Annotated in this window: 12 protein-coding genes; 1 reads left to right on the top strand and 11 read right to left on the bottom strand. The window is 73.9% G+C overall.

Annotated features, from left to right (window positions below; genetic code table 11):
* Positions 1 to 24 precede the first annotated feature (24 nt).
* Positions 25 to 1,923, top strand: a complete 1,899-nt coding sequence (locus tag RNL97_RS03025; RefSeq protein ID WP_313750329.1) for a serine/threonine-protein kinase — start codon at positions 25 to 27, stop codon at positions 1,921 to 1,923.
* Between the two features lie 166 nt (positions 1,924 to 2,089).
* Here the strand turns inward: RNL97_RS03025 and RNL97_RS03020 are convergent, their stop codons facing one another.
* The 11 genes from RNL97_RS03020 to RNL97_RS02970 form a co-directional block, all read right to left on the bottom strand.
* On the bottom strand, positions 2,090 to 3,484 hold the full coding sequence (locus RNL97_RS03020) for an amidohydrolase family protein (protein ID WP_313750328.1): 1,395 nt from the start codon (positions 3,482 to 3,484) through the stop codon (positions 2,090 to 2,092).
* A gap of 64 nt (positions 3,485 to 3,548) precedes the next feature.
* Positions 3,549 to 4,844: an amidohydrolase family protein gene (locus RNL97_RS03015; protein WP_313750327.1), complete on the bottom strand. Its 1,296-nt coding sequence runs from the start codon at positions 4,842 to 4,844 to the stop codon at positions 3,549 to 3,551.
* A 167-nt stretch (positions 4,845 to 5,011) separates the two neighbouring features.
* Entirely contained in the window at positions 5,012 to 5,743 is a 732-nt protein-coding gene (locus tag RNL97_RS03010) for a GntR family transcriptional regulator (protein WP_030580925.1), read from the bottom strand.
* A gap of 48 nt (positions 5,744 to 5,791) precedes the next feature.
* The gene (locus tag RNL97_RS03005; protein WP_030580928.1) at positions 5,792 to 6,562 is read right to left on the bottom strand and encodes an FkbM family methyltransferase; all 771 of its coding nucleotides are present in this window, start codon (positions 6,560 to 6,562) and stop codon (positions 5,792 to 5,794) included.
* Positions 6,559 to 6,777, bottom strand: a complete 219-nt coding sequence (locus tag RNL97_RS03000; protein ID WP_030580931.1) for a Trm112 family protein — start codon at positions 6,775 to 6,777, stop codon at positions 6,559 to 6,561. Before RNL97_RS03000 ends, RNL97_RS03005 begins: the two co-directional genes overlap by 4 nt.
* Positions 6,778 to 6,855: 78 nt before the next feature.
* Positions 6,856 to 7,749 carry a hypothetical protein gene (locus tag RNL97_RS02995; RefSeq protein WP_030580934.1) on the bottom strand — a complete coding sequence of 298 codons (894 nt, stop codon included), beginning with the start codon at positions 7,747 to 7,749 and terminating at the stop codon, positions 6,856 to 6,858.
* A 4-nt stretch (positions 7,750 to 7,753) separates the two neighbouring features.
* Entirely contained in the window at positions 7,754 to 8,479 is a 726-nt protein-coding gene (locus tag RNL97_RS02990; protein WP_030580937.1) for a class I SAM-dependent methyltransferase, read from the bottom strand.
* Positions 8,476 to 9,804 carry a condensation protein gene (locus RNL97_RS02985; RefSeq protein WP_030580940.1) on the bottom strand — a complete coding sequence of 443 codons (1,329 nt, stop codon included), beginning with the start codon at positions 9,802 to 9,804 and terminating at the stop codon, positions 8,476 to 8,478. Before RNL97_RS02985 ends, RNL97_RS02990 begins: the two co-directional genes overlap by 4 nt.
* Entirely contained in the window at positions 9,804 to 14,090 is a 4,287-nt protein-coding gene (locus tag RNL97_RS02980) for an alpha-(1->3)-arabinofuranosyltransferase domain-containing protein (protein ID WP_199814174.1), read from the bottom strand. Before RNL97_RS02980 ends, RNL97_RS02985 begins: the two co-directional genes overlap by 1 nt.
* Positions 14,087 to 14,806, bottom strand: coding sequence for a class I SAM-dependent methyltransferase (locus RNL97_RS02975; RefSeq protein ID WP_243313213.1), 720 nt, complete (start codon positions 14,804 to 14,806; stop codon positions 14,087 to 14,089). The genes RNL97_RS02980 and RNL97_RS02975 overlap by 4 nt, the downstream gene beginning before the upstream one ends.
* Complete coding sequence (locus tag RNL97_RS02970; protein WP_243313211.1) at positions 14,803 to 15,972, bottom strand: glycosyltransferase family 4 protein; 1,170 nt, start codon at positions 15,970 to 15,972, stop codon at positions 14,803 to 14,805. The genes RNL97_RS02975 and RNL97_RS02970 overlap by 4 nt, the downstream gene beginning before the upstream one ends.
* Positions 15,973 to 16,124 lie beyond the last annotated feature (152 nt).

Below are 16,124 nucleotides of genomic sequence, written 5' to 3'. Positions count from 1 at the left end.
CCGTGACCAGGGGGATGGTTTCTGATGAGCAGCGCGTCTTCGACCGATCCGTTCCAGCCGCTGAAGGCCGACGACCCGGCGGTGGTGGGGGGTTACCGGCTGGCCGCCGTGCTGGGCGCGGGCGGCATGGGCAAGGTGTATCTGTCGTACACGCCAGGCGGGCGGCCTCTCGCGCTCAAGGTGATCCGGCCCGAGTTCGGCGAGGACCCGGAGTTCCGGCGGCGTTTCCAGCAGGAGGTGCGGTCCGCGCAGCGGGTGCAGGGGCTGTACACCGCGCCGGTCATCGACTCGGACACCGAGGGCGCGCAGCCCTGGCTGGCCACGGCCTATGTGCCGGGCCCCTCGCTGGCGCACGCGGTGGCCCGGCACGGCGGACTGCCGTTGCGCAGTGTGCTGCTGCTGACGGTCGGGGTGGCCGAGGCGCTCGGAGTCATCCACGGTGCGGGCATCGTGCACCGTGATCTGAAGCCCGCGAACGTCCTGCTCGCCGCCGACGGCCCGCGGGTCATCGACTTCGGTATCGCCCGGGCCGCCGACACGACCGCCCTGACCGGTACGGGTGTCAGCGTCGGCACCCCGGCGTTCATGGCGCCGGAGCAGGCGGCGGCCGGCACCGTCACCCCGGCCACCGACGTCTTCGCCCTGGGGCAGATCGCCGCCTACGCCGCGATCGGCGTGCCCGCGTTCGGCGAGGGGCCCTCGCACGCCGTGCTTTACCGGATCGTCCACGAGGACCCCGACCTCAGCCGGCTGCCCGACGAACTCCGCCCCCTGGTCAGCCGCTGCCTCAGCCGTGACCCCGCCGACCGCCCCGCCCTGGCCGACATCATCCGCATGTGCCACGAGATCTCGCCCGAACCCCTGCGCCAGGGCGAGGACTGGCTTCCGCGGTCGGTCGCCGGGTCGATCACCGAGCGGCTGCGGATGCCCGCCCCCGCGCCGACGCCGCCCCCGCAGCCGAGCGCCGCGCCGACGCCCACCGAGTTCGCCCCGGGGAGCGCGCCGACCCCGCCGCCGGGAGGCCCCCACTACACCCCGACCGGTTACGCGGTGGCCTCCGCGCCGACGCAGACCGGCCCCGGTACGCAGGGGGCACCCGGTACACCGGGCACGCCCGGCTCTCCCGGAGCCCCGGGCGCTCCCCGGAGCGTGCCGCCCGGCCCGTGGCAGCAGAGCGCGTACCAGCAGGGGCACCCCACCTCGCCGCCCCAGCCCTCCGGCTTCCAGCAGCCGGGCTTTCAGCAGCCGGGCTTTCAGCAGTCGGGGTTCCAGCAGCCGGGCTGGGGCTCGACCGGTTTCCAGCCCGCCGCGCCGCGCCCCAAGCGGACGGGCCTGATCATCGGCGCTTCGGTCTTCGGCGCGCTGGTCGTCCTCGGAGTCATCGGCAACCTGCTGCCGAAGGACTCCGACACGTCCGGCAAGGGCGACCGGGCCACCTCGTCCTCCAACGGCGGTTCGGGCGGCAGCGGTTCCGCGGACAAGGCCCGGGACAAGCCGGCCGACCCGCGGCCGGTCTCGTACCAGGGCATCGACGTGACGGCGAACTACGCACTGAAGCTCGCCGACCATCCGCCCCGGCCGCTTGAGGACGACGGCAGCGGCGTCAGCTACGGCAAGGGGGACTTCTACTTCTACCGGGACGACCTCTTCGGCGACGAGAGGGTGGGCAGCGCCAACGGGAAACTGGTGGTGCTGAAGAACTCCCAGAAGGGCTCGCTGGAGGTCTGCCGCCAGGAGACCCGCTTCACCGAGAAGATCGAGCTCGAACAGCTCACGTCCGGATCGCAGATCTGCGTGCTCAGCAAGGCCGGACACGTCGCCGTGGTGACCTACCGCGGCGAGTCGGGCGCCGACGATCCGAGCCGCTACATCGCCATCGATCTGACGGTCTGGCGGAACGCCGAGGAAGCACAGATGGACTGACAGCCCGTCAGGGGACAGCCGGTCCGCCCCGGTCAGCACGGCGCGCCGGGGCGGGCGGGCTTCAGACCGACGAGATGGGCGTCGGCTTTCTCCGTGACACGGGCGCCGCCGCGCCCCTGCGCGGTGTGGCTTATCCCTTCGGCCGGGTTCCCGGCCGTACGCGGGGTCAGTGCCCGACCAGCTCCCCGTCCCGGGCCACGATCCGCCCGCCCCGCACCACCATCTCGCGCCGCGGCAGGTCCACCACGACCTGCGGCAGGCACTCCCCGCGCACCAGCAGGAAGTCGGCCGGCGAACCCGGCTTCAGGTCCGCCTCCGGCAGCCCCAGGAGCCGGGCCCCGCCATCGGCCCCCGAGCGGAAGGCCGCTTCCAGCTCCTCGTCGAGGCGGGCGTCCCGCACCCAGGCCAGCAGGTGCGAGCGGTGCAGCATGTCCGCGTTGCCGAAGGGGCTCCAGGAGTCCCGTACGCCGTCGGAGCCGAGGCCCACCTCGACGCCGTGCTCCCGCAGCCGGTCGATCGGCAGAACGAGGTCCGAGGAGGGGGCGACCGTCGTCAGCGAGATCCCGGCACCGGCCAGGTCGGCCGCGAGACGGTCGAGTTCCCGCTCGGGCAGCCCGGGCACACAGAAGACGTGACTGACCGTCACCTTGCCCTGGAGAGACAGCGCCTCGGTACGGTCGATGATCGCGCGCAGCGACTCCATCCCCGTCGCGGCCCGCTCGTGCAGATGGATGTCGACGCCCACGCCGTGCCGGTCCGCGATACCGAAGACGATGTCGAGCTGTTCGTCGAGCGCCTCGTCGAACCCGATCGGGTCGATGCCGCCGACCCGGTCGATCGCCCCGGTGCGCGCGGCCTCCTCCAGCAGCTCCTTCGTCCCCGGTGTCCGGACCACCCCGTGCTGGGGGAACGCGACGATCTCCACGTCGAGCGCGTGCCGCAGCGCCCGGCGGGCGGAACCGACGCCCTCGACACCTACCAGGTCGTAGGCGGGAGCGACGTCGACATGGGCCCGCATCGCCCGGGTGCCCTGGGTGACGGCATGGCCCATCAGGCGCTCCGCGCGCTTCTTCAGCGGCGTGCGCAGCGCGCGGTACAGCTTCACGTCCTCCTCGGTGTACTCGGCGATGGAGCTCGCCGGGTTCCGGGTCACCCAGGGCTGGCCCCAGGCGGTCTTGTCGGGGTGGATGTGCGCGTCGACCAGGGTCGGCAGCGCGATCCGGCCCTTGCAGTCGACGACGTTCGCGCCGCGCGGGGCGGGGCCGGCGGTGACGACCCCGCCCACGACGGTGAGGTCGACGGGGTGCTGCGCGCCGTAGGGCCGGACGTTCCTGAAGACCGTGGCGCGGGCGTGGCCGCCCGCGCGGTCGGGCTGCTCGGTGATCCGGTCGGCGGCGGCGGGTGCGGCGGCCGCCCCGGCGGGCCGGGCCTCGGCAGCCCGGGCCCCCGAGGCCGCCGAGGCGCTGAGCGTCGCCGCGGTGCCCGCGACGGCGGCGGCTCCGGCCAGCATCGAGCGCCGGGAGAGACCGGCGGCGGGGGAAGCGGTGGACTCGGCGTGCATCGGGAACTCCTTCGGGGAGAGGGGAGGGCTGAAGGGGGGTGAGGGGGGGAGAAGGGGCGCCGGGTCAGGCGGCCGGTACCGCGAACCCTGCCCGGACCACACGCGCCGGGCGGCTCAGCACGCCGAGGTCCGCCAGCGGGTCGCCGTCCACGACGAGGACGTCGCCCGCGAAGCCGCGCGCCAGCCGGCCGGCCGTGGAGTCGAACCCGAGGAGCTTCGCGGCACCCGTGGTCGCCGTGCGGATCGCGTCCAGGGCCGAGAGCCCCGCCGCGTGCATCAGCTCCACCTCACGGCCGATCGGGTCCACCGTTCCGCCCGAGGAGTCCGTGCCCGCCGCGAGGGGGACGCCCAGTTCGTGCGCGGCCAGGACCGCCTGCTTCAGGACGGGGAGATAGGCGCGGCCGCGCTCGGCCAGGACCGGGTCCGAGGACTCGGCGAGCCCGGCGATGGCGGTGAGTGTCGGCGTGAAGTACGTACCCCTGCGGCGCATTTCGTGCAGGGTGCGCTCGCCGACGAACGCCCCGTGCTCCAGGGAGCGGATCCCGGCCGTGACCGCGTCGTGGCAGCCCTTCTCGCTGTAGCTGTGGCAGAGCACCCCCTTGCCTCCGCGCCGGGCCGCCGCCACGATCGTGGACAGTTGCTCGTGGTCGTACACCTGGACCAGCGGGTCCTGCTCGGGCAGCCCGGCCCGTTCGTTCACCCGGGTCTTGACGGTGTCGGCCCCGCGCGCGAGGTTGACCTCGACCACCCGGCGCAGCGCCTCGGCCGAGCGCACCCCGTCCCGCAGCCGGGCGAGTGGCGCGAGGTCCGGGTCGGCGAGGATCGTGTCGCCGAGATCCGGGGTGACGAAGACGCCCGCCGCCCGGAGGCGGGGCGCCTGCTCCGGCGCCTGCCGGGCCAACTCCCGTACGGCGATGTCCTGGTAGAAGTTGGTCGAACCGCTGCGCGCGCTGGTCGCGCCCTTGAGGACCGCGTCGCGCGCCTCGGCCGCCGTGTTGAGGTGGATGTGGGCGTCCACCAGGCCGGGCAGGATCCACTGCCCGTGGGCCCGCAGCACCGGTACGCCGCGGGGGACCCGGCCGACCCGTCCCCGGGGGCCGGCCGCCCGGACGATGCCCCCGGTGATCACCACGACCGCGTCCTCCGTGACCTCGCCCGTCACCGGGTCGAGCAGCCTGCCGCCCTCGACGACGAGATCGCCGCCCCGCCCCGGCGACCCGTGCCGGGCGGCGGACGACGCGGACGCGGCCCGGGCCGTCCCGGTCAGCACGGCCGAGGTTCCGGCGAGGGCCGCGGCACCGGCGAGCACACCCCGCCTGGTCAGCCGGCCGGAAGGGGGCGGGGTGTTCTCGACGCACATGGGGGGCTCCTTGGGTCGCGGAAGCGAGCGGGAGCATTTTGTATACCAGAACCCTCATGATTCAGGGAAGGAGTAATTCCGCTCCCTGGTCGTGCAGGAAACGTGCAGCAAATGCGCTCTGCCCTCGCGAGGTTCCCAAGGGGTAGGAGTTATTGGTATACAAATAATCAGGCGTCGTCGAACAGGGACCGCAGGGCCACGGCCCGGCTGTCCCGCACGTGCAGCAGCGTGCTCGCCGCGGCCGACTCCTCGTCGCCCGCCGCGATGTACCGGAACATGACCGCGTGCTGGGCCCGCATGTGCTGCGGCTCCTCCCGCATCCCGAACAGCAGCTGGAGCTGTCCGCTCAGCTGCTCCATGGTGCGGGCCAGCATCGGATTGCCGCTCAGGGCCACGATGTCCTCGTGGAAGGCGGTGTGGGCCGCGACCTCACGCGTGCCCTCGTCGTCGGACGCCGCCTCCTCAGCCCGGTCGAGGGAGGTCCGCAGCGCGGTGACGCCCGGCGGCTCCACCGGGGCGGACCCCGCCACCCGCCGTGCCGCGAGCCGGGAAGCCTGGACCGCGAGCGGCTCCCACACCTCGTACAGGTGCTCCACATCGGCCCGCTCCAGCCGCCGCACCCGGACTCCGCTGTGCGGCAGCAGCTCCAGGAGCCCTTCGCCCACCAGGGCGCGCAGTGCCTCGCGGACCGGGACGCGGGACATCCGCAGCTCCTCGGCCACCTCCCGCTCCACCAGCCGGGCGCCCTGCGGGTAGCGGCGGTCGACGATCCGCTCCCGGACCGCGTCCCGTGCCCGGGCGCTGAGCGACCTACGCTCCGGGGCCTCCGCCCGCTCGCCTCCGGCACCGTCCGGCCGCGTTCGGCCCCGCCCTGCACTGCTGCCCGCCACGTACGCCATCCTCCGTTCGGCATGCCCCCGGCCGAGGATACGCGGGGGCCGCCGTGCTCAGGACGTGCCCGGCGTCCGCCCGTCCGGCAGGAAGAGCACCGAGTTGATGTACCGCTCCCGGTGCGGGACGAAGGCGCGGCGCAGCAGACCCTGGTGCACCAGATGCTCGGTCCGCGCCTGATGGGCCACCAGATCGAACCCGTCCAGCGGAATCCACCGCCGACCCGCCAGCAGCCAGCCCGCGTAACCCTGGCCGGTCAGCAGCTCGACGGCCGGCGCGATCGGACCGAGCCGGCTCTCCAGCTCGATGAGCAGCGCCGGCCGGTCCCGGCGCAGCAGCTCCGCCGCGCCGAGCAGCGCCGCCTGTTCGCCGCCGTCCACGTCCATCTTCACGAAGCCGACCCCGCGCAGCCCCAGACCGTCGACGGTGATCGACGGCACCTCCAGGCTGTGCGCGTGGATGTCGCGACGGGCCAGCGAGGACACCCCCCGGTCGCCCCGGTCGCCCTCCGGGAACCACAGCTGGGCCGTGCCCTCCCGGTCCGTCGCCGCGCCCTGGACCACCCGGGCGTTCGACGGCAGCGTCCGGCGCAGCCGCTCCGCCAGATGCGGCACGGGCTCGACGGTGACCACCTCGGTGCAGCGGGCGGCCAGCCGCCGCGACCATGGGCCGTACCAGCCCCCGATGTCGAGGGCGACGCCGTCCGCCGGGCAGAAGTCGGCCAGCCGCCGCAGCTCGGGCTCGAAGCGCGGGTACAGGGCGACGGCGGCGGAGGCGACGAGGCCCTCGGGCAGCCGGGACGCCACCGCCGCGGCGAACGTGGTCACGTGGCCGAGGCCTTGAGCCGGGTGAGCAGCCGCTCGTGGTCCTCCGCCTCGACCTTCCGGCCGGACGAGGGCAGAAGCTGCGGGATGCCCTCCACGATCGGGTAGCTCAGGCGCAGCCGGGGGTTGTACAGCGCCTCCTCCTCGGGCAGCAGGGAGAGCGGGCCCTTGTCGAGCGGGCAGGCCAGGATGGTCAGCAGGGGGTCGTCGGGGGTCATCGGGCGGCTCCTCGATGTCGGGGGAGAGAGTCGGGGGAGAGGCAGAAGCGGGGGCGGTTACGGGGGGCGTGTCCGGGGTCAGGACGGTGCGGCGGGCTGCGGATCGTGCCGCGGCATGGCCAGCAGGACGGACAGGGCGAGCGCCGTGCCGCCCACCCGCAGGGCAAGCAGCAGCGGATCCTCGGGCAGGCTCTCGCCGAACGCGAACGTCCCGAGGACCGCGGTGAACAGACAGGTCACCGTGGTGCAGACCGGCACGATGAGGGACGCCCGGCAGCGCTGCAGCGCCGTCTGCGACATCACGAGACCGGCCACCGCGGTGAACAGCAGCAGATACGGATACGGGGACCCGAGCAGCGACAGCGCGGCCTCACCGAGATCGGTGCTGGTCAGACGGCTGGACGTGCCCTTGATCGCCAGTGAGCTGACCCCGTAGAGCAGGCCGACGGCCACGCCGTACCCGATGCCGCTCGTCGGGACCCGGTGCCGATTGGCCGCCCGGCTCTCGACGCGTGCGTACAGCCAGACGCCCGCCGCGAGCGCCGGAACACAGACCAGGAGCACCAGCGTCCACGGGGCGCCGCCGCTCACCACGTCCTCGCCCTCGCGGACCGAGGCCACCACCATCAGCAGGGCGAACAGGACCCCGCCCAGCGCATAGCGTTCGCGGCCCGTCGACTCCTCGCCCAGCACCGCCGACGACAGCAGCAGGAGCAGCACGAGGCCGGAGACGAAGATGCCCTGCGCCGCCGCGATCGGCAGCGCGCGGTAGACGACCAGCTGCGCCCCGAACCCGGCCGCCAGCGCCAGTGCGCCGACGATCCACAGCGGGCTGGTCGCCAGCACCCGGATCACCTGGAGCGGGCGGCCCGCCGACAGCGCCGGCAGCGAACCCAGGGCCCGCTTCTCCACCACGAACCCCACGCTGTACAGCGCGTTGGCGACGAGCGCCGCGCCGACACCCCACCACATGCGGCTACCTCCGCCGCGCGTGGGCCAGCAGGATGGAGGACGCCCCGGGCACCGCGCACGCCGCCCGGTCCAGCAGGCGCAGCGGACGCGGCACCCCGTGGAAGGGGGCGCCCTTGACCGTCACGTCGGTGAAGCCGGACGCCGTCAGGAACGAGCGCAGCGCCCGGGCCGTGTACAGCCGCAGATGCCCCACCACCTCCGAGCCCGGTCGGCCGTGGATCCCGCGCAGACTGACCTCCGAGAACACCGGCTGCACCCCGGCGAGCAGCAGCGCCCGGTTGTACCAGGCCGCCAGATTCGGGGTGGACAGCATCAGATGGCCGCCGGGCCGCAGCACCCGCCGCAGCTCGTCCAACGCCTGGTCCGGGTCGACCAGGTGCTCCAGGATCTCGCTGAACAGCACCGCGTCCGCACATCCGTCGGCCAGCGGCAGCCCGCCGTGCTCCAGCTCGCCGCGCACCACATGGCCCATCCGGGGCCGGGCCCTGCGCAGCGCGTCCTGCGACCAGTCGACCCCGATCAGCCGGTGCCCGGCGAGCAACGGGGCCGCCGTGGCCGCGGCCGTACCGTCCCCGCACCCGATGTCCAGGATCACCTGCCCCGGAGCGTCCAGCGCGTCGGCCAGCAGCCGGGCCTGCCGCAGGGTGCGCCCGTCGCCCGAGGCGACGGGGACGGAAGGGTTCTCGTAGAAGTCCCGCAGCCCGGGGGAGGGGGACGGGGTGCCGGTCATACGGCCTCCGAGGACGTCGCGGCCAGGTGGCGGGTGAACAGGTCGAGCAGCCTCGCACCGTCGCGCTCGCCCAGCAGGGTGCGCGACCAGCGCACCGCCAGGTGCAGCCGGCCGCCCGTGGACGCCGTGGTGAAGGTGAGTCCCCGGGGCATCCGGGCGGGCGCGGAGAACCACACGGCGGTGGCCCGGCCCGCGTCACCGAAGTCCAACGGGTACGGAATCCGGCCGATGTTGCTCAGCAGCGTCGTCGAGGTCCACGGACCGGCCGCCACCCGCAGCCCCCGGGTGAGGGCGGCACGGGCCGCCACCGGCAGCAACGGCACGGTCAACAACCCGGCCCCGCGCCCCAGTTGAGAGCGAGGCTGGGCCTTGAGCGCCCGGGTCCGCTCAGCGGTCGTCCGCAGCAGCGCCGCCATGTCCGTACCCGGTGCCGACTCGGCCGCGGTGAAGCCGACCTCCACCAGCCGGGTGCCGTTGCCGATCGGCATCTCCGGGCCCCGGGTGCGGTCGTCGACCGGCATGGTGATCCGCAGCGGCCGACGGTCCGCCCCCGGTGCACCCTGGGCCCGGTTCCAGTCGGCCACCGTCAGGGCGGTGGCCACCATCAGCTGGTCGTTCACCGTGTACGGCGCGCCGGACTCCCGGCGCGGGACCGGGAGTTCGGCCACCAGCAGGGCGTTTCCCGGCACCGGGGCGGGCCCCGGCGAGCCCGGCGCCACCTGGGCGGGCCGGGCCAGCGCCGGGGTCCGGGACTGCCGTGGCAGCGGGGCGGCGGCCGGGCGGGCCGGAGCGGGCGACGGCGGAACGGGAGACCCGCTGTAGATCTCCGCGGCCGTCGCCGCCAGCCGCATGCACGCCGGACCGTCCAGGGCGGTGTGGTGCACGGTGAACAGCAGCACGCACCCCTCGCGGTCCGGCTCCCGGACCACGTCGAGCCGCAGCGGTGGCGAGGCGGTCAGCGCCGGGGCGCGGTCCAGCGCCCCGGCCCGCGCCCGCTCCAGCGCACCGGGCGCGCACGGCGGAAAGGAGACCGGGTCCGTGTCCGGGGCCTCGGTCAGCTCCCACTCGTACCGCCGCGCCAACGGCCCCCGGGGCCGCTCCCGCATCAGCGCCCGGGGGTGCCGGGCCAGCGCGGCGGCGAACGCGGAGCGCAGCCGTTCCTCGTCGACCCGGCCCGGCAGATGGATCTCGATGTGCACGGTGCTCGGCTCGGCGTCCTGCGCACAGTGCCGGGCCACCTCGTCGACGACCGGGAACGGCACCCGGACGGGCCGCCCGGGCGGCTGGCCGCCGCCCGGGGCCCGCTGGTGGTGCGTGGTCGCCATCAGGCGTCCTCTCCCTTCGCCGGGTGCCTGCCGTCGGCGGACAGCGTCCGGCCGGACGGCGGTGCGGGCTGCGCGGGGAGCTGGACCGTCGGCCGGTCACCGCCCGCCGGGGCCGGCTCGGCCGCGTCCTGGCCGGGGCGGACCGCACGCCTGCCGAGCGGTTCCCGTCCCACCGTGACCAGTGCGGCGAACAGCCCGATCAGGGCGAGGAGTTGAGCTGTGGCACCGAAAGCGCCCTCGCCCGTCGTCGTGCTCTCCCCGGTGCCCACCGCGGCGACGACCCCCGCGGCGGCCATCGCCGCGAACGCCACCGGAACGAGCAGCCGCGGCCGGAAGTGCGCCAGGACGGCGAGCAGCGGAACAGCCACGGCGACCGGACCGGCGATCACCACCCCCACCAGGGTGAGGGCGACGGTGCCCAGGATCAGACCCGGCCCCGGCGGCGCCGGCTGCTCCTCGGTCTCCTCCCGACCGGAGCCCTTGCGGCCGATGAGGGCGAGCGCCACGAGCGCCAGGAACAGCACGCCCGCACCGATCAGACCCCACCGGTAGACCGTGGCCGGCTCGTACTCCAGGGTGACCGTGCCGCCCTCGCCCTCGGGCACCAGCCAGGCCTGCTGCCACCCGTCGATCCGCAGCGGCGTCAGTTCCTTGCCGTCCAGGGTGGCCTTCCACCCCTTGTTGTGGTTCTCGTGGATCTGGAGGTAGGAGGCCTCACCGGCGCCGACCTCGACGGTCCGCCGGTCGCCCTCGCCCTGCTCGACGTCCACCGTGCGCGGCGTCGCCGCGGCGGCCTCGGTGGTGCCGTTGCTCAGCGAGACGTCGGTGATGGCCAGCGGACCCTCGTCCCCCGCCTGCACGGTGGTGGACGAGGCGGCCAGCTCGACCTTGCTGTCGTCGGTGCACAGCGAGACCTCGATGGGCCTGCGCTGGGTCAGATCCCGCACCCGCCCCTCGGCCTTGGTCTCCATGTACGTGCCGCCGACGGAGAGGACCGGCCCCTTGCCGCAGGGCAGGCTGAACTTCTGGTCCGGCTTCGGCTGCGGCGAACGGAACTCCTCCAGCGCCGGGACGTACACCTCGCTCAGCCCGACCGGCAGCTGCAACTGGCCGTCGGCCACCGGGTTGTGCACGGTCAGCGGCGCCGTCCTGGAGATGGTGATGTCCATCCGGTCGGTGTTGACCGGCGAGAAGCGGGCCATGCCGTTCTCGTCCACCGAGGCCACCGCCGTACCGTCCGGCGAACTGATCTGGACCTGCTCGGCGCGGGCCGACAGTCCCCCGGCCGCGGCGAACACGATCTCGCCGACCGGCCGCTTCTCGGGCCAGTTCAGCCGCAGTACGGGGCGTTCGCCCGCGATCCACGCCGTGGTGAGGTCACCGTCGGTCAGGTTGCGGGGGCTGAGGTTGGTGCCCAGGCGCGCCGTGGAGTCGGCGGCCACCTCGATCTTGTCCCGCTCGCCCGTCAGCTCGAACAGCAGTTTGTCGAGCGCCTCTCCGGGCACCGGCAGCGCGGTCGCCGAGACGGTGTAGGCGCCCGCCTCCGGCACGGTGAACTGCCGGCCGAGACCGACCTCGGCGGCCACGGACGACAGACCGCCGGGGTCGCTGCCCCGCCGCAGCGAGAACATCGTCGCATCGGCGCCCGCACGCGGCGCGTCGTTCGGCAGCTCCAGCATCCGGGTCACCTGCACGCCGGGGACGGCGATGTCGGTGAATCCGGCGCCGGTCAGCCCCGGCCGCCCCTGCTGGGACTCCAGGATCGTCACCTTCAGCCAGGCGGCCTGCCCGGCGGGCGAGGCCACCTGCTGCGCGGAACCGTCGGTCCGCAGCGGGCTGTCCTTGGAGCCCTTGTCGGTCTCCACCCGGATCACGGTCGGCGCGGCCCGCACATTGCCGCTGGGCAGCGGCGTCACCTGGATCGAGCCGGGGATGTCCGTCGGCGCGGAGAAGTCGACCCGCACCCACTCGTCCTCGGGCGTGCCGGGAGAGCCCTCCGCCCACCCGGTCGCCGGGTTGCCGTCGAAGGCGTTGACCGGGTCGTACTGCGGCAGATGGAACAGCCAGTTGCCCACCGAGGACGCGCTGACCGACTTCGCCCCGCGGATCACCGCAGTCGTCTGGTGCTTCGACCCGGACGTCGGCAGGATCTGCCGCGGCTCACGGCCCGGGTCCTGCGCCGACTCCGCGGCGTTGCGCTCGTCGGCGGTGTACGTGTACGAGGTGTTGGAGTTGACCAGGCCGAACCGGGTGTCGGCGCGCCGCAGCCCGTCGCCCGCCGCGTACAGCGACGGCCGCCCCAGACCCGGGTGCGCGTCACCGGCCAGGACGGTCGGCCGGCCCTCGATGGCGCCGTTCGCCGACAGTGGCAGCAGCGACTCCGGGCCACCGCTGACCACGGCCGTCGAGGCGACCGGGGCGGCCTGCGCCCTCCCGGGCCGCTCGGTCCCCTTGGGCGGTTCGTAGATCTCCACGGCCCGCTGGCGCGGGTACAGGCCCTCGACCTGCACGGGGGTGTCCGCCGCGATCCGGCCGGCGGTCATCACCGGCCCGTACCCCTTGACGCGGCTGTAGCCGGACGCCTCCAGGGTGCGCTTCACCGTGGTGGACGGGACGTAGCCCAGCTGGTCCGGGTCCAGGTCGTTGCGGACCACCACATAGTGCAGCCCGGCCCGGTTCAGGTACTCGCTGAGCCCGGGGACCTCGCCGCCGGAGGTCAGGGCCTGCTCGACGGCGTCCATCGCCCGACGGTTGCCGGGCGTGCCGAAGGGGACGTAATCACGCTGTGCGTAAGGCGATTCGGCCAGCACGTCCAGCGGCTGGTCGATGGGGGAGCCCCAGGTGTAGATGCCGTGCGCGGTCGCCGGGACGACCAGCGCGCGATCGTCCGGCGAGTTGTTCTTGAGCCAACTCCCGGTGCTCTCCCAGTAGTCGGGGACCTTCTGGAACGAACCCGTCTGGAGGATCGAGCCGTTGACGTACGGCCAGGCGAGACCGGGCAGTACGACGGCGGCTGCGACGACCGGCGCGAGCCGGCGTATCCGGGCCGGGTTGCGGTCCCGCCGGGCGGCGGCCACCGTGGCGACGCCGACGATGTGCGCCAGCCCCAGGGCCAGCGCCAGCGCCAGACCCGTCTGGAACTTGTAGATGTTCCGGAACGGCACCAGCCAGGTGTCCAGCCAGTCCTGCACCGTGCCGTGGAACAGACCGCCCAGCGCCCCGCCGTACCCGGCGAGGGTGACGAGCGCGACGGACAGCACGGTCAGCACCAGCCAGCGGCGCTCGGGCAGATCACGCCGCGCCAGACCCGCCAGACCCAGGGCGGCGGCGAGCGCCGAACCCAGGATGGTGACGGTCGCGGTCGCGACGGTCCATCCGGCCGGCAGCCAGGCCTCGCCGAAGTTCAGATAGCCCACCCAGTTGCCGGCGCCGCGCAGCACCTCGGTCGCCGACATGGTGGTCGTGGTGGTGTACGAGGACTCCACGTACGGCATGAAGTTCTCGCCGAAGGTCCCCAGCAACAGCAGCGGAACGATCCACCAGGCGGTCGCCATGATCACGCCCGGTATCCACCACAGCAGCAGCCCGCGCTTGCGCGGCCCGCCCGGCCGGGACAGCAGATACAGCCCGACCGGCAGCAGGGAAGCCAGCGTGGAAGCGGCGTTGACCCCGCCCATCAGCGGGATCAGCAGCGCGGACCGGACCGCCGCGGTCCGCGGCGTCAGGCGGGGGTTCGTCAGCGGCAGCAGCACCCACGGCAGCAGGACGCCCGGCAACGCGGCGGCCGACGTCGAACCCACCACGATGGTGTAGGTCGGCCACAGCGCGTAGACGACCGCACCGAGCAGCCGGGCCGCCGGTGAGCCCACCCGCAGCCGCTCCGCCAGCCGCAGCGCACCCCAGAAAGCGGTCGCCACGATGATCGAGAGCCACAGCCGCTCGGCGAGCCAGGTGGGCACCCGCAGCAGTTCCGCGGTGCCGTAGTACGGCAGCATCGGCACGAGATAGCCGATGTACTGGTCGGCGATCCCGCCGAACCCGGAACGGCTGTGCCACAGCTCGCCCAGGTCACCGAGGAACCGGCCGGGAGCCGTGACGACACCCAGCTTGGTGTCGAAGGTCATCCGACCCGGCGACACCGCCAGGAACGCCGCGAAGACGGCGGCCCAGAACCCCAGGAGCCAGCGCCGGGAGCGCGCGTGCGGCGGGCCGTCGGCGGGGACGGTGGGCTCGGGACCCGGGTCGTCCGGGGCCGCGGGCCGGGGTGGGTGGACAGCGCTGGTCATGAACACCGCCGGAGAATGAGGAGGAGGTTCCAGGTGGCGAGTTCCCGCAGTACGGGGATCCGCGGCACGAGCTGGGGAAGGACGGGCCAGTAACGCGACCGTGCGGACACGACGGTCACGTCAGTACGGCTTCGGACATGGCGCAGCGTCTCGCCGACGCCGATCCGGAAGAGGTTGTCGCCGAGGCGGTGCTTGGCCGGGCGGCCGGTGCGGCGCTCGTAGCGGCTCCGGGCGCGCTCGGCGCCCAGATAGTGCCACGGCGCCCACTCATGGCCGCCCCAGGGCGAGTACCAGTTGGTGAAGGAGACGTAGATCAGACCGCCCGGGCGGGTCACCCGGGCCATCTCGCTGAGAAAGGTGTGCGGATCGGCGACGTGCTCCAGCACGTTGGAGGAGAAGCAGACATCCGCCGCACCGTCGGCCAGCGGCAGCAGATATCCGTCGGCGACGACGGTGTCCGCGCGCTCGCCCGGGCTGAGCTCGGCCGTGTCCGGTTCGAAGAGGTAGCCGTGCGCACCGCGCCGACGGAACTCCCGGGTGAAGTAGCCGTCGCCGCCGCCGATGTCCACGACGACCTTGCCCCGGACCGGACCGTACCGCTCCACCTGGTCCGCGGCGTCGCGGGCCAGCAGGGTGTACGCCGTCGCCGGGTCGCCCTGTTCCCGCATGAAGGCGCGGAACAGGGCGACCGAGCGCCGGAAGGAAGGGTCTTTCACGCGCTCGCACCGATCGCCGGGGCGTTCACGCCGCTGGTCGCCTCGGCGGCGACCGCCATGAACTGCCGGACACTGCTGGTCCACCGGAACGCGGCGGCACGCTCCCGGGCCGCCTTGCCCATCGCCTCGCGCCGCTCGTCGTCCAGGGCGAGCGCGCACCAGGCCGCGGCGAAGGAGGACGCCCCCCGGGCGAGGATGCCCGTGACCCCGTCCTCGACGGAGTCGCGCAGCCCCGGTACGTCGAAGCCCAGGGTCGGGGTGGAGCGTGCGCCGGCCTCCGTGACGACCAGCCCCCACCCCTCGACGGCCGCCGGATGCAGCAGCATCCACGACGCGCAGAGCAACCGGTGCTTCTCCGCCTCGGTGACATGGCCGGCGAACTCCACACCGGGACCGGCGAGCCGCTCCAGACGGGCCCGCTCGGGGCCGTCGCCGACGATGACGAGCCGGCCACCGGTGACCGGCCGGACCCGCTCCCACAGCTGGAGCAGCAGGTCGATGCGCTTGTAGTCGACGAGCCGGCCGAGCGCCACGAACAGCGGGGTCTCGGACCGGTCGCCCTGCGGGCTCGGCTCCTCGACGCCGTTGTGCACCACCCTGATCCGGTGGTCGGGCACGCCCAGGTCACGCAACGCGCCCGCCGTGGACGGGGACACCGCGATCATCAGGTGGTCGCGGTAGGCCCGGGACAGGGCCCAGTGCTCCAGCCGCCGCCCGGCCCGCGCCACCGGCATCGGGAACCGCAGGTCCCACAGGTCGGTGTGCACATGGTTGACGAGGCACACGGTCGGCCCGCGGTGCCACAGGGGCGCGAGGTACGGCATGCCGTTGCAGACCTCGACCAGCAGGTCGCAGTCGCCGACCTGCCTGGCGAAGGCGGACCGCGCACCGAGGTAGTGACCCAGGGCGCCGCCCGCCGAGACGACTCGGTAGGGCCTGCGGGAGGCCTGGCCGCCGCAGAGGAGGGTGACGTCGTGGCCCTGCTCGGTGAGGCCCGTGGCAAGCCGGTCGATCAGCAGCTCGGAGCCGCCGGCGGCCGGGTTGCCCAGGTCGCGGTGGGCGAGGAAGACGATGCGTCGCGGGGCCGCGGGGACCCTGGAGGACGCCGGGCCCTGACCCTGGCGCGTGACTGCATCGAGCAGTGGGGGAGGTACGTGCTGGGGCATTGGGCGCTCCAACTCGGCTCGGGTTGCGGGAACTCGCGGATGAGCGGAAAGAGGGGGGAGAGGGTTGTCCGCGAGGGGCGAGAGGACGGGAGGGTAGGGGACGGGAACGGAGGGGCGTACGGGGCGGGGCGGGGATCGCACATGATGTGACG

Source organism: Streptomyces parvus (assembly GCF_032121415.1).
GTDB lineage: Bacteria > Actinomycetota > Actinomycetes > Streptomycetales > Streptomycetaceae > Streptomyces > Streptomyces globisporus_A.
Note: the sequence above shows the minus strand (reverse complement) of the source record. Positions and strands in the feature narration are given on the sequence as shown.

Coding starts and splice junctions, on each gene's coding strand:
- RNL97_RS03015 (WP_313750327.1), bottom strand. CDS start 4,844: ATGTGCGTCGAGAACACCCCGCCCCCTTCCGGCCGGCTGACCAGGCGG.
- RNL97_RS02990 (WP_030580937.1), bottom strand. CDS start 8,479: ATGACCGGCACCCCGTCCCCCTCCCCCGGGCTGCGGGACTTCTACGAG.
- RNL97_RS02985 (WP_030580940.1), bottom strand. CDS start 9,804: ATGGCGACCACGCACCACCAGCGGGCCCCGGGCGGCGGCCAGCCGCCC.
- RNL97_RS03025 (WP_313750329.1), top strand. CDS start 25: ATGAGCAGCGCGTCTTCGACCGATCCGTTCCAGCCGCTGAAGGCCGAC.
- RNL97_RS02970 (WP_243313211.1), bottom strand. CDS start 15,972: ATGCCCCAGCACGTACCTCCCCCACTGCTCGATGCAGTCACGCGCCAG.
- RNL97_RS02995 (WP_030580934.1), bottom strand. CDS start 7,749: ATGTGGTGGGGTGTCGGCGCGGCGCTCGTCGCCAACGCGCTGTACAGC.
- RNL97_RS03010 (WP_030580925.1), bottom strand. CDS start 5,743: ATGGCGTACGTGGCGGGCAGCAGTGCAGGGCGGGGCCGAACGCGGCCG.
- RNL97_RS03020 (WP_313750328.1), bottom strand. CDS start 3,484: ATGCACGCCGAGTCCACCGCTTCCCCCGCCGCCGGTCTCTCCCGGCGC.
- RNL97_RS03000 (WP_030580931.1), bottom strand. CDS start 6,777: ATGACCCCCGACGACCCCCTGCTGACCATCCTGGCCTGCCCGCTCGAC.
- RNL97_RS02980 (WP_199814174.1), bottom strand. CDS start 14,090: ATGACCAGCGCTGTCCACCCACCCCGGCCCGCGGCCCCGGACGACCCG.